Origin of the sequence: Glycocaulis sp. (genome assembly GCF_051859565.1) — a bacterium.
GTDB lineage: Bacteria > Pseudomonadota > Alphaproteobacteria > Caulobacterales > Maricaulaceae > Glycocaulis.
The window spans coordinates 208,748-222,522 of the sequence record NZ_JBHYFK010000004.1 but is presented as its reverse complement, the minus strand read 5'-3'; the positions used below and the strand labels follow the sequence as shown (position 1 = coordinate 222,522).

General features: G+C 62.6%; 12 protein-coding genes and 2 tRNA genes. 9 read left to right on the top strand and 5 right to left on the bottom strand.

Annotated features, from left to right (window positions below; genetic code table 11):
• Positions 1–15: 15 nt before the first annotated feature.
• The 3 genes from ACTIGC_RS07680 to phaC all read right to left on the bottom strand — a co-directional run bounded on the left by ACTIGC_RS07680 (position 16) and on the right by phaC (position 2,911).
• A complete protein-coding gene (locus ACTIGC_RS07680; RefSeq protein ID WP_439633835.1) occupies positions 16–471 on the bottom strand; it encodes a cupin domain-containing protein in 456 nt (151 codons plus the stop codon).
• Between the two features lie 71 nt (positions 472–542).
• The gene (locus ACTIGC_RS07675; protein ID WP_439633834.1) at positions 543–902 is read right to left on the bottom strand and encodes a hypothetical protein; all 360 of its coding nucleotides are present in this window, start codon (positions 900–902) and stop codon (positions 543–545) included.
• 59 nt (positions 903–961) lie between these two features.
• A complete protein-coding gene (phaC, locus tag ACTIGC_RS07670) occupies positions 962–2,911 on the bottom strand; it encodes a class I poly(R)-hydroxyalkanoic acid synthase (protein ID WP_439633833.1) in 1,950 nt (649 codons plus the stop codon).
• A gap of 117 nt (positions 2,912–3,028) precedes the next feature.
• On the opposite strand from phaC, the gene ACTIGC_RS07665 reads away from it, so the two are divergent.
• The 4 genes from ACTIGC_RS07665 (at position 3,029) to ACTIGC_RS07650 (ending at position 6,302) form a co-directional block, all read left to right on the top strand.
• On the top strand, positions 3,029–3,343 hold the full coding sequence (locus tag ACTIGC_RS07665) for a hypothetical protein (protein ID WP_439633832.1): 315 nt from the start codon (positions 3,029–3,031) through the stop codon (positions 3,341–3,343).
• A gap of 48 nt (positions 3,344–3,391) precedes the next feature.
• Positions 3,392–4,351: a class II fructose-bisphosphatase gene (gene glpX / locus ACTIGC_RS07660; protein ID WP_439633831.1), complete on the top strand. Its 960-nt coding sequence runs from the start codon at positions 3,392–3,394 to the stop codon at positions 4,349–4,351.
• A gap of 6 nt (positions 4,352–4,357) precedes the next feature.
• Positions 4,358–6,133: a single-stranded-DNA-specific exonuclease RecJ gene (recJ, locus tag ACTIGC_RS07655; RefSeq protein ID WP_439633830.1), complete on the top strand. Its 1,776-nt coding sequence runs from the start codon at positions 4,358–4,360 to the stop codon at positions 6,131–6,133.
• A gap of 94 nt (positions 6,134–6,227) precedes the next feature.
• Positions 6,228–6,302, top strand: a tRNA-Glu gene (locus ACTIGC_RS07650).
• A gap of 97 nt (positions 6,303–6,399) precedes the next feature.
• Here ACTIGC_RS07650 and ACTIGC_RS07645 read toward each other — a convergent pair.
• On the bottom strand, positions 6,400–6,726 hold the full coding sequence (locus ACTIGC_RS07645) for a hypothetical protein (RefSeq protein ID WP_439633829.1): 327 nt from the start codon (positions 6,724–6,726) through the stop codon (positions 6,400–6,402).
• A 337-nt stretch (positions 6,727–7,063) separates the two neighbouring features.
• Between ACTIGC_RS07645 and ACTIGC_RS07640 the strand changes: the two genes are divergently transcribed.
• The 4 genes from ACTIGC_RS07640 to ACTIGC_RS07625 all read left to right on the top strand — a co-directional run bounded on the left by ACTIGC_RS07640 (position 7,064) and on the right by ACTIGC_RS07625 (position 11,375).
• Positions 7,064–7,426, top strand: coding sequence for a hypothetical protein (locus ACTIGC_RS07640; protein ID WP_439633828.1), 363 nt, complete (start codon positions 7,064–7,066; stop codon positions 7,424–7,426).
• A 90-nt stretch (positions 7,427–7,516) separates the two neighbouring features.
• Positions 7,517–8,815 carry an outer membrane beta-barrel protein gene (locus ACTIGC_RS07635; RefSeq protein WP_439633827.1) on the top strand — a complete coding sequence of 433 codons (1,299 nt, stop codon included), beginning with the start codon at positions 7,517–7,519 and terminating at the stop codon, positions 8,813–8,815.
• A 126-nt stretch (positions 8,816–8,941) separates the two neighbouring features.
• Positions 8,942–11,182, top strand: coding sequence for a GumC family protein (locus ACTIGC_RS07630; RefSeq protein ID WP_439633826.1), 2,241 nt, complete (start codon positions 8,942–8,944; stop codon positions 11,180–11,182).
• Positions 11,183–11,298: 116 nt separating this feature from the next.
• Positions 11,299–11,375 (top strand) — tRNA-Asp (locus ACTIGC_RS07625).
• 81 nt (positions 11,376–11,456) lie between these two features.
• Here ACTIGC_RS07625 and ACTIGC_RS07620 read toward each other — a convergent pair.
• Positions 11,457–12,866 (bottom strand): fibronectin type III domain-containing protein, encoded by a 1,410-nt coding sequence (locus tag ACTIGC_RS07620; protein WP_439633825.1) that lies wholly within the window; start codon positions 12,864–12,866, stop codon positions 11,457–11,459.
• Between the two features lie 217 nt (positions 12,867–13,083).
• On the opposite strand from ACTIGC_RS07620, the gene ACTIGC_RS07615 reads away from it, so the two are divergent.
• Positions 13,084–13,758, top strand: coding sequence for a DUF1028 domain-containing protein (locus ACTIGC_RS07615; RefSeq protein ID WP_439633824.1), 675 nt, complete (start codon positions 13,084–13,086; stop codon positions 13,756–13,758).
• Positions 13,759–13,775: the final 17 nt, after the last annotated feature.

Below are 13,775 nucleotides of genomic sequence, written 5' to 3'. Positions count from 1 at the left end.
AGGGGTGTTGTGCCCTCAGGGTAACGGTGTCCCGTCCTTCCGCACGAAACGGCCGTCGGAATTGGCACTCATCATGTCGATGTCGGAACAGGTGGTGATATCGGCTGGCTGGCGCGAGCCCACCTCCAGATATAGGGCGGTGGCGTTGGACCTGTTGACCAGATGATGGCCATTGCCGGTATTTTTTGGAAAGGCGGCGCAATCGCCTGCGCGTAGCAGCGTTTCACCGTCATCTTCGACTAGGACCAGCTCACCTTCGAGTACGTAGACAAATTCGTCCTCGTGCGTGTGCCAGTGACGCTGGCTCGACCAGCCGCCCGGGGGCAGGCGCATGAGATTGACGCCAAAATCGGTTATTCCGCCAGCGTCACCGAGCCGTTGCCGGACGCGAGCCGCGCACGGCGCATCAAATGGCGGCGGGTAACCGGACCCTGTGCGCTCCGGTGCCCTGTTCAAATCTATCTTGGGCATACAATCCTCTCAGCGGACGGAGTGACGTTGGCCCGCTTCCTAACTGCGTACTTTCGGGCCGAGCTGCATTATCAGTTGGCGCTAGCTGTCCACACAGTGCACCGAAACCTGTCGAACGGTTTTTTGATTAAGGCAGCGTTGGCAGAAGCAATGACCGACTTGGCATCGAATCCGAAGTAGTTTCCAAGCCGCGTGACAGCCATTTCAAACCCTTTCAGCTCCTCATCCAGATGATGTGTCGCCGAGCGCGTCTGCAGTTCCAGACCCCAGATTTCATAAGTGATCTTGTCAATTGAAATGGCGTGGATGCCGACAATGGATTCGAGCGGAATGGTGATCGTTCGCTTGTCGCCGCAAACGAGAGCCGTTGCCGTGACACTTACGTAAGTTCGCTTGTGGCGTCGGATGATGTGGGTGCCGATGGCGACCACTACTACTCCTGCCATAGCAAGAAGTACTATCAAGCCATCGAGGTCTAAAAAGTCGGGACTCAACTCCGCACCTTCACATACTCCCCCGGCGCCGGGCACAAGGGTTTCAGCTTGCCCCCGCCGGGTTTGCGGGCAGGCACCTGGGTATCGTTCATCGACAATAGCCACGCCTTCCAGTGCGGCCACCAGGAGCCGGGGTGCTCGTTTGCGCCCTTTAGCCAATCCTCGCGGGTTTCTGGCAGGGCCTCATTGATCCAGTGCTGGTATTTGTTCGCATCGGGGTGATTGACCACGCCCGCGATATGGCCCGACCCCGCCATCATGTATTGCGTCTTGCCGCCGAACAGGCGCGCGGAGCGGTAAACCGAGTCCGCCGGGGCGATATGGTCTTCCTTGCTGGCCTGCATGAAGACGGGGATTTTGACCTTCTTCAGGTCCAGCCTGTGCCCGCCCAGCTCCAGCTCGCCTTTGGACAATGCGTTGTTCTTGTAGAACTTCTCCAGATAGTAGAGGTGCAGGGTCTTGGGCATGCGCGTCTGGTCGGCATTCCAGTAGAGCAGGTCGAAAGCCTGCGGCGTCTTGCCGAGCAGATAGTTGTTGATGACGAAGGACCAGACCAGATCGTTCGCGCGCAGCATGTTGAACGTGTCGGCCATGGTGCGCCCGTCCAGCACGCCGCCCTGTACGTCCATCAGCCGGCCGATCTCCTTGAACCATTCATCATCGATGAAGACCAGAAGCTCGCCTGCCAGCTCGAAATCCAGCTGCGCGGCAAAGAAGGTGGCAGAGGCTATTCGGTCATCGTTCTCGGCTGCCATCAGGGCGAGCGCACTGCCCAGCATGGTGCCGCCAATGCAATAGCCGATCGCGTCCACCTGCCGCTCGCCGGTGGCTTGCTCCACGCATTCCAGCGCCTGAAACAGGCCCTGGCGGATATAATCCTCGAACGTCGCGTCCTTCATGGACTGATCGGGATTGACCCACGAGATCAGGAAGACGGTGAAGCCTTGTTCAGTCAGCCAGCGGATCAGCGAACCCTGCGGGCGCATGTCCATGATGTAGAATTTGTTGATCCAGGGCGGCGCGATCAGAATCGGGCGCTGGCGCACGGTATCGGTCGCCGGCGCATACTGGATCAGCTCCATCACCGCATTGCGGTAGATGACATCGCCGGGCGTGGCGGCGAGATCCTTGCCGACCTCGAAGCCTTCCATGTCTGTCTGGGTGAGGGCGAGGCGGCCATTGCCACGTTCCAGGTCGTTGACGAGATTCATCAGCCCGCGTGACAGGTTTTCGCCCTTGGTCTCGAACGTGGCTTTAAGCACGTCCGGATTGGTCAGGGCAAAATTGGTCGGCGACATGGCGTCTATCATCTGGCGGGTGACGAAATTCACCTTGCGCCGCGTCTCCTCGTCTATGCCTTTGGCATTGTTGACGAGGCTCAAAAGGAAGCGCTGATTTAGCAGGTAGGACTGGCGCATGGCGTCGAACATGGGATGTTCGGTCCATTCAGGTGCACGCCAGCGCTTGTCGCCTTTTTCCGGTTCGATGACCGGCGGGGCGTCCTCCCCCAACATCTTCTTCGTGGCACCGGCCCACAAATCCAGATAGCCGCGGTAGAGGTCTGACTGGGCCTGCAGCAGCAATTCAGGGTCGCCGAGCACATTCTCCCACGTCTGTGCCAGTTCCGGCGAGGCATGCAGCGGATCCGCCTGCGGTGTCAGGGCCGGATCACCCTCCAGAGAGCGCCGCATCATGTCCGCCATCAGCTTCTGGCTCTTCAGCGCAGACTGCATGACATTGCGCGAGATGCTCTCCAGCGTTTCCAGATCGGCTGCGGGCAGGGCCGGGAAGGGTGACTCGGATGCAGGCGCTGCGCCAGTTGGCGCCGGCTTTGCCGCGTCCTGTCTAGGCTTGGACGCGCGCTTGGCCGCTGCTGCTTTTGCCGCCGGTTTCTTGCCGGATGGTGCGGGTTTCTTGCGTTTGGGGGGCGTTTTCTTCTCGGCCATGGCAGACAGCACTTCCGGTAGGGCGTGACACTGATGAAGCGAAGCGTATAGAAAGCGTGTGATCCGTCCAATCCCTTCGGGAGGATAACTGTCTTGCGCACCCTGACTGCCTTGCTCATGAGTGCGGCGCTTGCCGGGCCGCTCCTTTCAGCTTGCGCACTGGTGACAGTGCCGGAAGGGGAGTCCGCATGGACACAGGCGCGCATGGCCGAGGACCCCGGCCGGGAGGCGCCCGCCTTCGTGCCGGAAATACCGCGCCCGGCGATGGAAAGCTGGCGAATGGCCACTGCGGCACGTGAGCTGGCCGATACGCGCGATCTGGTGGTTTCGCAGGCTCAGCTGATCCAGCTTCCTCCCATTGATCCTCTGGTGTACGGCCAGCAGGCGCGTGAGCGGGCCACGCCTCCGCCTCCGCCTGCCCGCCGGGACTGAGCGCTACTGCTCGCCAACTCTGCCTTTCACACAAGGAATGTCTGTTAAATGACCTCGTCGTCTCTATCCCATCTCGCCCTTGGTGCTGTTGAGGCTGCCGAGCGCGCAGCCATCGCCGCCGCCCGCCTTGCCGGACACGGTGACAAGATTGCTGCCGATCAGGCGGCGGTCGATGCCATGCGCAAGGCGTTCAACGACATGCCCATGCGCGGACGTATCGTGATCGGGGAAGGCGAGCGCGACGAAGCGCCGATGCTGTATATCGGCGAAGAGGTCGGCACCGGCGAAGGCCCGGAAATCGATATTGCGCTTGATCCGCTGGAAGGCACCTCGCTAACCGCTGACGGCAAGCCCGAAGCCCTGACCCTGCTGGCACTCGCGCCGCGCGGCGGCCTGCTGCATGCGCCAGACACCTATATGGACAAGATTGCGGTGGGCCCTGGCCTGCCTGCAGGCGTTATCAACCTGGACAGGCCGGTTGGCGAGAACGTGGCCGCCGTCGCCAAGGCCAAAGGCGTGCCGGTCTCTGACATTACCGTTTGCGTGCTGGAGCGCGAGCGCCACCAGTCCATCATTGACGGTGTACGTGCGGCCGGGGCGCGCGTGGTGCTGATCCCGGATGGTGACGTGGCCGCGGTCATTGCTGCAGCCGATCCCGCGAGGCCGGTGGATATGTATGTCGGACAGGGCGGCGCGCCAGAAGGCGTGCTGTCAGCGGCGGCCCTGCGCTGTCTTGGCGGTCAGATCGAATGCCGTCTGTTCTTCCGCAATGATGACGAACGCGCGCGCGCCGCGAAGACGGGAATCAAGGATCTCGACCGGAAGTATTCGGGCGCTGAACTGGCGTCCATGGACTGCCTGTTTGTCGCCAGCGGCGTCACGGGCGGGCAGTTGCTGGAGGCGGTGACGAACGGTCCGGGCACGGTGACGACGCAGACCCTGCTCCTGTCTTCCGCGCCGCGTTCACGCCGCATCATCACCACCCAGCGCTTTGTGGAGGGCAGCTGACCGCCAATGGCTGGCCGCGAACCGCTCTTTGGCGTAACCGCATCGGTGACCGGCCGGGCATGGGCGCTCAGTGAAGCGTCAGATGAAGCGGTGGCAGCGATTGTGCGCGCCACCGGCTGCAATGATGCGCTGGCACGGCTGATGGCCGCGCGCGGGATTGGCGCCGGTGACGCGTCCGCCTTCCTGTCCCCGCGCCTGCGTGACAGCTTTCCCGATCCGTCCAGCTTCAAGGGCATGGATGCCGCCGCCCGCGCCGTCTGGGACGCCGTGGAGGCTGGCACGCGCATCGCCATCTTTGCCGACTATGATGTCGACGGAGCCAGCTCCGGCGCGCAGCTGGTGCGCTGGCTGCGGGCGGTGGGGCAGGAGGCGCTGACCTATGTGCCTGACCGCATCGAGGAGGGGTATGGCCCCTCCGCCGAAGCCTTCGCCAGCCTGAAGGCGGCCGGGGCAGGGCTGGTCGTGACGGTCGATTGCGGCGCGGCGGCGCATGGCGCGCTGGAAAGTGCTGCCGGCATGGGCCTGCCGGTGGTGGTGATCGATCATCATCTGATGGACGGACCGCCGCCGCCCGCGCTGGCGCTGGTCAATCCCAACCAGCCCGGTGACACATCGGGCTGCGGGCATATGGCGGCGGCTGGCGTCACGCTGGTCTTTCTGGCAGCGCTCAACCGCGAAGGGCGGGCGCGGGGCGCTTTCAAGGGGCCAGAGCCCGATATTCTCGCTATGACCGATCTGGCGGCGCTGGGGACGGTTTGCGATGTCGTGCCGCTGACCGGGCCCAACCGCGCCATCGTCACGCAAGGCCTCAAAGTGATGAGCGGATGGCAGAAGGCCGGGCTGGCGGCGCTGGCGGAGGTGTCTGGCCTGACAGGACCGGCCAGTCCCTATCATGCAGGCTTCCTGCTGGGCCCCCGCATCAATGCGGGCGGCCGCGTAGGCGTGGCCGGGCTGGGTCTGGAGCTGCTGGGCTCAGAGGATCCCGCCCGCGTACGCGAAATCGCGCTGGAGCTCGACCGGCTCAATGCCGAACGCAAGGCCATCGAGGACGCCGTGCTGACGGCTGCTTTAGACGAGATTGAGTCCGGGCGCATTGACGCCGGTGGTCCGGTGATCGTGCTGGCCGGGGAGGGCTGGCATCCCGGCGTGATCGGCATCGCGGCGGGGCGCATCAAGGACCAGTTCAACCGGCCCACCATCGTGATTGGCGTGGAGAACGGCATCGGGAAAGGATCGGGGCGGTCCTGTCCCGGCGTGCATCTGGGCAATGCGATTCTGGCCGCGCGTGAGGCGGGCCTGCTGGAGAAGGGCGGCGGACACGCCATGGCGGCGGGGCTGACCATAGAGGCGGCGCGGATCGGCGCGTTTCGCGACTTTCTCGCCGAAAGGCTCGCGCCGGAATGGGCAGCAGCCGATGAGGCCCGGACCTTGCGGCTGGACGGGATTGTTCATCCCGCAGCGGTCGATTTCGATTTCGGGGAATCTCTGAAACTGGCCGCTCCGTTCGGCATGGGTAATCCCGAGCCGCGCTTTGCCTTGTCTGACCTGCGCATACGCTTTGTGAAGGAGGTCGGAACCGGCCATCTGCGCTTCACCTTCGAGGCGGATACCGGCGCGCAGGTGTCCGGGATAGCGTTCCGGGCACTGGGAAAGCCGCTCGGCGAGGCGCTGGGCAGTGGACACGACCGCCGATGGCATGCGGCCGGGCGCATCAAGGCGGAAGACAACCGTTTCGGGCGCAAGGCAGAGCTGCATCTGGAAGACATGGCAGCAGCAGGTTGAACGCAGCTGCACTGCGCAATCTTGCACAAGAAGCTACCCGCAGGGCTTGCGTGAGGGATTCTGCTTGGATATAGAACCGCTCTCGCGCTGATGCGGGCCCTTCGTCTATCGGTTAGGACGCCAGGTTTTCAACCTGGAAAGAGGGGTTCGATTCCCCTAGGGCCTGCCATCGCGACGCTCATTCCCACAAGATGAACATCACTGATCGCGCTGATGGCGAACTGCGCCCGGCGCCTTGGTGTGAATTTCCGGGTGTTTCGGGCCGTCTAGCGCGTCAGCGCGAATATTGCGCAAGCCAGCGCTGCCCAGGCCACGCCGTTGCTGACCAGTATGAGGGCGAGCGTGCGCCGCGCGGACCATTGGGGCTTTCCGCTGGGAATAGCTGACTCGGTAATGTGAACGCTAAATCCGGTCAGCTGTGCATCAAGCTGGTGCTGGAGAGTGCGGGCAGGCGAAGGGGCAGGGGGGAAGCTATTTGTGCCCGCGTCCAGCAGAAAAGCTGCCGGATTGCTCATGGCAGGAATAGCTATGTCATCGGACAGTGCGCCGGAAACTGTGCTTTCCGCATTTTCAGACCGTGCATTGATAGCCATCGCATTGGCCTCATTTCTTTTGCAGATCGCCAAATACTACGATTCCAGCACTTAAAGAATGTATAATCGAACTGTAAGCCGTGACCTGCACGCATGCAGCCCGCACTCGCGGCTCTGGACTCATGGCGCGGCGTGGCATTTTTGCATCTGGCAACAAAGATCGCCGCATCCATTGCCAAAATTCGGGATTCTCACGGAATCCCGCTGGTTTCCCCCGGATGGTTTTGTTAGTAGTAAACCGAAGGTAAATTTACAGGGGTTTACTATGAAATCCGTTATCAAGTTTTCTAAAGCTGTTTTGGGCGCCGCGGTATTTGGTCTGGTTCCGGCTGGTGCCGTGAGCGTTCCGGCTTATGCCACGGCCGCCGTGCAACAGGCGCCGACCGCGCAGGAAGTCGCCGACGCCATCGTAGCTGCCGTTGCCGCTCTCGGTCCGGATGCCACCGCCGAGGAGATTGAGGCTGCCATCGTCGCGGCGATCGTTGCTTCCGGCGCTGACAGCCAGACGGCTGCTGCTGCTCTTGCCATCGCGTCGGCCAGCCCTGTCATGCAAACCCCAGCCGCGCAGGCAGCAACACAAAGCGCTGCTGCCCAGCTCTCCAGCTCCGGTGTTGCCGGTGTGCCTGGCGGCCCTGCTGGCAGCTCGCCCACCCCGCCTCCGCCTCCGCCCCCGGGCGGCCGTGGCGGCTCTGACTACTAAAGCTGGCGGACCCGGCGGCGGATTGTCAGACAGACATTGCGCCGTCCAGCCGGGTATAGGGTGCGTGACGTATCATAAGGTGGGGACGAGATGGTTGGCCTTAAGAACAAGCTGTTTTCGGGCGTAGGGACGGTTGCACTGACGTTGACGGCTGGCGGCGCAGCGAACGTTGCAGCTGCCGGAGATGCCGACGCGCAATGGCTTTGGGATCGCGACCGTAATGTCAGTGTCACGCAGCGCCCGCGTCCGGAATATGATGCGCTCGGAGTCAGGGCAGGTGCATTCATCTGGCGCCCGGCGCTGAACCTCGGTGTCGAGTTCAACGACAACATTTTCGCAACGGCGACGAATGAAGAATCCGACACGATCTTCGTGGTCAATCCTTCCGTCACGGTCGATACCACCTGGTCGCGCCATGCCTTCAACGCCTTCGCCGATGTACGCCGCAACGAATACGCCGATTTTGGCTCCGAGAGCACGACTGACTATTCGCTCGGCGCGGGTGGCCGGCTCGACATCCATCGCGGCACGTCGGTGGGTGCGTCTGCGTCCCACAGCCGGGGCACCGAACCGCGCACCTCGGCCGGCGCTGCCGGCTTCGCTGCCGAGCCTATCCGCTTTGATACAACGACCTTCGCCATCGGTGCGGAGCACACCTTCAACCGGCTGCGCATCCGTGGCGGTTATGACTTTGCCAAATCGGACTATGATGATGCGCTGCTGATCGGTGGCGGTGTTGCGAGCCAGGATTTCCGCGATCAGGACATGCACCGCTTCACCCTTCGTGGTGACTGGGCGATCAGCCCGGATACGGCGGTTTTTGCCCGCTATCGGCATAACCAGCGCGATTTCCGGCTCGCGCCGCCGGCTGTTGCCACCAACCGCGATTCCGACGGTTACACCTTTGATGTGGGCGTGGAGTTTGATCTTGGCGGCCTCGCGCGCGGCGAGATCGGCGTCGGCTATATGAAGCAGGAGTATGACAGTCCTGCCTTTGGCAGCGTGGACGGTGTCAGCATTGACGGCCTGCTTGAATGGTTCCCGACCCAGCTGACCACGTTCACCTTCACCGCCCGCCGTGGCATTGAAGATTCCGGGATTGCGGCGTCGGCTGGTTATATCGGCACGTCCGTGTCCGCTCAGGCAGACCATGAGTTGCTGCGCAATGTCATCCTGACGGCGCGGGTCGATTACGCCAACGACGAGTATCAGGGCATTGACCGCGAGGATGAGCGCTGGGGTGCGACCGTTCAGGCCACCTATCTGATGAACCGCAATGTGGGCCTGACGGCCAGCTATAGCCATCTCGACCAGAGCTCGTCAGGCACAGCCGGGCCACGCGATTTCAGCACGAACCGCTTCATGCTGGGTGTTGTGCTGCAGTACTGAGGCCAACACCGGATGCGGCCCGCGCTGGCCCTGAATTTGCTTTCCAGTTGACAGTTCTGGCAGCTGACGGCACTTCGCTGGTGAGGGCGTGTCCGCATGGCCGCGTAAAGAAAATCCGGGGTAATCATGGCGTATAATCGAAGCGAGCCGCAGGTGTATGCCGAACAGCCCGCTGAAGACGAACTGGTCGATCTGCGCCAGCTGTGGCGGATATTCCGCCGGCGGCTCCCGGTTTTCGCCGCTGTCGCGTTTGCTGTGTTCGCCCTGACCGTCATCGTGACGATGCAGATGACGCCGCAATATACCGCGACGGCCAGCGTGATCATTGATCCGCGGCAGTCCCAGGTGATCGATATCGAGGCCGTGCTGACCGGGGTGGGGTCGGATGCGCAGGCGCTCGACACCGAGGTTCAGCTCATTCAGAGCCGTTCACTGGCGCTTGCGGTGATCAACAGCCTCGATCTGACGGCGGACCCTGAGCTCAATAGCAGCCTGCGTGAACCGTCCGGACTGGGCGCCATTGTGGCGGGGCTTCGCGGCTTTCTGTCGGCGCTCGTACCATCCCAGGTGGCGCATGCCGGCATTGATGACGACCAGCGTACGCTGGAGGCGGTGACCTCGGCGGTCCTCGACCGGCTCACCGCGCGCCGCTCGGGCATGACCTATGTCATATCGATCGGATTTCGCTCGGAGAATCCGGCCAAGGCGGCGCGCATCGCCAATGCGTTCGCTGATCTCTATCTCCTGTCGCAGCTGGAAGCAAAGTTTGACGCGACGGAGCGGGCCAATACCTGGCTGAATGACCGGCTGGATGTTCTGCGGGAAGAGGTTCGTACGGCCGAGCAGGCTGTAGAGCTTTACCGCGCAGAGCACGGCTTGCTGGATGCTGGCGGCAGTAATCTGACCGAGCAGCAGATTTCGGACCTTAATGCGCAGCTGGCCATTCAGCGCGCCGAGCTGTCGGCCGCTGAATCGTCCCTTCGCAGTGTCCAGACACAGCTCCAGCGTGGTGCATCGCTTGATACGATTGGTGAGGTGCTGCGCTCTGAAACCATCCGCGCTTTGCGTGCGCAGCAGACCGAGACCAGCCGCCGCCGCAGCGATCTGGCCTCGCGCTATGGTCCGCGTCACCCGGAATTCCTGGCTGTGGAGCGCGAGGTTGCCGATCTGGAAGAGCAGATCAGCCGCGAAATCCAACGTATCGTCGCCGGGCTGGAAACAGAAGTGAATGTGGCCCGGCAACGGGTGGCCTCCCTTCAGAACACACTGTCGGGTTTCCGCGATGAGCTGGTAACGAATAACCGGGCTCTGGTGCGGCTGCGCGAGCTTGAGCGGGAGGCGGAAGCCTCACGCACTTTATTCGAATCCTTTCTGAACCGCTTCCGCCAGACGAGCGAGCAGGACGATCTTGCCACAGCGGATGCGCGCATCGTGGCACGTGCGCCGGTTCCGCTGCAGCCAAGTGCGCCCAGCTGGCTGCTCAATCTCGCTCTGGGCCTCATACTGGCCGGCATGGCCGGCGCCGGGGCGATCGTGCTGCTGGAAGTGTTTGATAATGGCGTGCGCACCGAGGCCGATGTCGAACGCGAGCTGGGCGCGGCACATATTGCGTCCGTGCCGATGCTCACTCAGGGGCGGTTCGGCCAGAAGCGATCCGGCAAAGACGATCAGCCTTACGACTATGTCCGCGAAAATCCGCTCTCGGGAATTGCGGAATCCTTCCGTGTGATCCGTTCAGCCATTCTGCTTTCCAACATCGATACCGTTCACAAGATTGTCGCGATAACGTCCGCCCTGCCGGGTGAGGGCAAGACAACGACCACCTATTCCCTCGGGCGGATATCGGCGATGTCGGGCTCACGCACGCTGATAATGGACTGCGATCTGCGCCGCCGCCTGCTGACCAAGGCCGCCGCGCCTCAGGCCAGCAAGGGGCTGCTGGAAGTATTGTCCGGCGATTGCACGCTTGAAGAAGTGCTGGTCGACGATGCCGAACAGGGATTGCAGATCCTGCCAGTGGTCGAATCGCAGTTCACACCGCGTGACGTGTTCAACTCCGATGCCTTCAAATCGCTCATGACTGTGCTGCGCGAACGTTATGATCTCGTGCTGATAGACACTGCGCCGGTACTGGCCGTTACCGACACGCGTGCCATCGCGGCCAAGGCGGATGCCGTTGTGATGAACGTCAAATGGAAGACGACGCCGCGCGAGGCGGCCGCCAGCGCTCTTGATACGCTGCGCGACGTGAAGGCGAATGTCCTGGGCGTGGCGCTTGCGCAGGTCGATATGAACGCGCAGGCCCGCTACGGGTATGAAGGTTCGTCCTACTACTACAAGAACTATCGCAGCTATTATTCCGGCTAGGGGCGGATGGCTGTGTATTTCCTCACTACGGCCTGATCGAACCGGCTTGACCGGCCAGAACACGCCGATTAAGTAACCCATCTCGTTCGGGGCCAGCCCCGGAGAAGAAGTGCCAAGCGGGTGTAGCTCAGTTGGTTAGAGTGCCGGCCTGTCACGCCGGAGGTCGCGGGTTCGAGCCCCGTCACTCGCGCCACTTCTTCACAAGAGAGATACCCAAAAAGGCCGCTCCCTCAGGAGCGGCCTTTTTGCGTTAAGGGCTGCATATTGCCGGGGGTTACTTCTCCCGTGAGGTGCAGGCAAAGCCGTCCGGGCCGGTATCGTCATCCACGCATTCACGCACGGGCGGCAGGCTGGCCAGATCGTCGGCGATCCATACCGCGCCGTCGTCCCTGCGCGTGAGCGTGAAGGCGTCATAGAGCGTGCCTTGAGCGGTGTAGGCGGTGTAGGCCAGCTCATCACGCGAGAAGTCGATCAGGTGATAGAGCTGGGTGCCTTCGCCCCAGCGATCCGCCTCATTGGCGACACGGTCGTTGAGCGCGTACATCTTGCCGCCGACAACGGTCACGATACTGACCGGGCCCGTCTGCGGGGCAGGTTCGGCGCCCGGACGGCGCGGATTATCGGCATTGCTCCAGCGGCCATAGCAATGGTCATGGCCCTGCAGGACGAGATGGATGCCCACCTCCTCAAACATGGGCAGCCAGGACTCGTGGATCAGGTCGGTGTTTTCGGGCCGCGCACAGGTGATGAGCGGCTGGTGCATCACCACTACGTTCCAGTTGGCTTCGCTGGCGCTGGCCACTTCACGTATCCAGTCAGTAGTGGCCTCCATCTGGCCAAGGCTCAGGACGGCGGTGACATCCGGCACGATGAAGCGCACGCCCTGATAGTCCGAATAGAAGGAGGTTGCCTGCGCGCTCGGCACACCGTTTTCCGGCAGGACGAACTGGAGCGGCCAGTGCGGTCCCAGCACACGAACAGAGCTGCCATCTGGCATCTCGCCGGGAATGTATTCGTGATTGCCGGCGGCGGGGATGTGAGGGATCGAGGCGTAGTGCAGTGTGCCAGTGTCCCACCACTGGCCCCACTCATCGTCGTGGACCATGTCAGCGCGCTGGGATACGAAATCGCCAGCCGTGGTGATGACAGCCGGGTTGGAGGCGTGCCGGATAGCCTGCGTAATCACGCGATGGCCAACTTCGCCGATATAGTTTTGCACATCGCCCAGATAGACGAGCTGGAAGGGCTCGTCGCTGTCTGCAGCGGTGCGAAAATCGATCCATCCGGTCCAGCCATAGGCACCTTCAACGCGGTAGCTGTAGGCGGTGCCGGGTTCCAGACCGTCGAGCGCGAAGCGATGATGGTGGGCGATGCCGTTCCCGGTTTCCAGCGCCTGGGTCTCAGCCTCGAGTATCTGACGCTGCGGGTTCTGTGCCGGGCCGGGCACCGCACGAACCAGTTCCAGCCGGCCAAGGCTCTGGCGTGTGTCAGTGCGATAGGTAATGCCGACGGACCGGGCCGGATCGGCGCCCACAGTCAGAATGATGCGGTCGGGAACGCCCGCCGGAGCGTAAGGAGCACCCGGCGCATGGGGGGCTGGCGGGTTGGGTAGCGCGCGTGGTTCGTCCGCGCTTGCGGAGATGGCAAGGCCGAGAGCCATGGCCGTGGCGGCGACAAAACGCATCTGGGCGCTCCTTTCTCGTCACTGGAGTGCAAGGAGGGGTAGCAGCCGGTCTTGATGGTTTTATGAAACCGCCCGTTGTTTTGTGACCCATGCGTCTACGGACAGAATGATCCCCACCTCGAAGCGGAACGTCCGCCCTGACATAACGTTGTGGGGGCTAAGCAAGGCGGAACCCCGACTCCGCCATTATCATTGATCTGCGCTGCCCGGAGCTGTCATGACATTTTCCATCGTTGCGCGTTCTTCATGCGGCCAATTGTTTGGCGTGGCGGCACTGACGGAAATGCCAGCCGTCGGCAAGCTGCTTAGCCATGCCTGGCCGGGTGCCGGCGCGGCTGCGACGCAAGCCAAGGTCAATCCGTATCTGGGGATCGATGCCATGGAATTGCTGCGGAAGGGGGTTGATGCCGCTGAAGCGTTGCAGCGTCTGATTTGCGCTGATCCGCGCGCGGACGAGCGGCAGCTGGCGGTAATTGGGGCCACCGGACCTGCAGTGACATGGACTGGCGCAGACTGCATCGCCTACGCAGGGGCGCTGGAGCGGGTGGACTTTTCGGTGCAGGGCAACCGGCTGGCGGGTCCGCACGTGCTGGAGGCCATGGCAGAGGCGTATCAAGGCAGTTGCGATGCACCATTTGATGAGCGCCTGATCCGCGCGGTGGAGGCGGGCGAGGCAGCCGGGGGCGATCGCAAGGGTGAACGCTCGGCCAATCTTCTGATCGTTTCTACCGAGGAATACCCGCTATGGGATATCCGCGTTGACGAGCATGAGGATCCGGCCGGAGAGCTGCGCCGCCTGCATGACGTGTTCCGCGACGATGTTCTGCCCGAATTGCTGTCCATGCCTACAAGGGGACACCCTGCAGGCGAAAAGGACGAGACGGTCATCTGAGGCCGCGCGCCGGATAT

Excerpts from the sequence above, each read along its gene's own strand:
- ACTIGC_RS07680 (WP_439633835.1), bottom strand. The coding sequence starts at position 471 with ATGCCCAAGATAGATTTGAACAGGGCACCGGAGCGCACAGGGTCCGGT.
- phaC (WP_439633833.1), bottom strand. The coding sequence starts at position 2,911 with ATGGCCGAGAAGAAAACGCCCCCCAAACGCAAGAAACCCGCACCATCC.
- ACTIGC_RS07665 (WP_439633832.1), top strand. The coding sequence starts at position 3,029 with ATGAGTGCGGCGCTTGCCGGGCCGCTCCTTTCAGCTTGCGCACTGGTG.
- glpX (WP_439633831.1), top strand. The coding sequence starts at position 3,392 with ATGACCTCGTCGTCTCTATCCCATCTCGCCCTTGGTGCTGTTGAGGCT.
- recJ (WP_439633830.1), top strand. The coding sequence starts at position 4,358 with ATGGCTGGCCGCGAACCGCTCTTTGGCGTAACCGCATCGGTGACCGGC.
- ACTIGC_RS07645 (WP_439633829.1), bottom strand. The coding sequence starts at position 6,726 with ATGGCTATCAATGCACGGTCTGAAAATGCGGAAAGCACAGTTTCCGGC.
- ACTIGC_RS07635 (WP_439633827.1), top strand. The coding sequence starts at position 7,517 with ATGGTTGGCCTTAAGAACAAGCTGTTTTCGGGCGTAGGGACGGTTGCA.
- ACTIGC_RS07630 (WP_439633826.1), top strand. The coding sequence starts at position 8,942 with ATGGCGTATAATCGAAGCGAGCCGCAGGTGTATGCCGAACAGCCCGCT.
- ACTIGC_RS07620 (WP_439633825.1), bottom strand. The coding sequence starts at position 12,866 with ATGCGTTTTGTCGCCGCCACGGCCATGGCTCTCGGCCTTGCCATCTCC.
- ACTIGC_RS07615 (WP_439633824.1), top strand. The coding sequence starts at position 13,084 with ATGACATTTTCCATCGTTGCGCGTTCTTCATGCGGCCAATTGTTTGGC.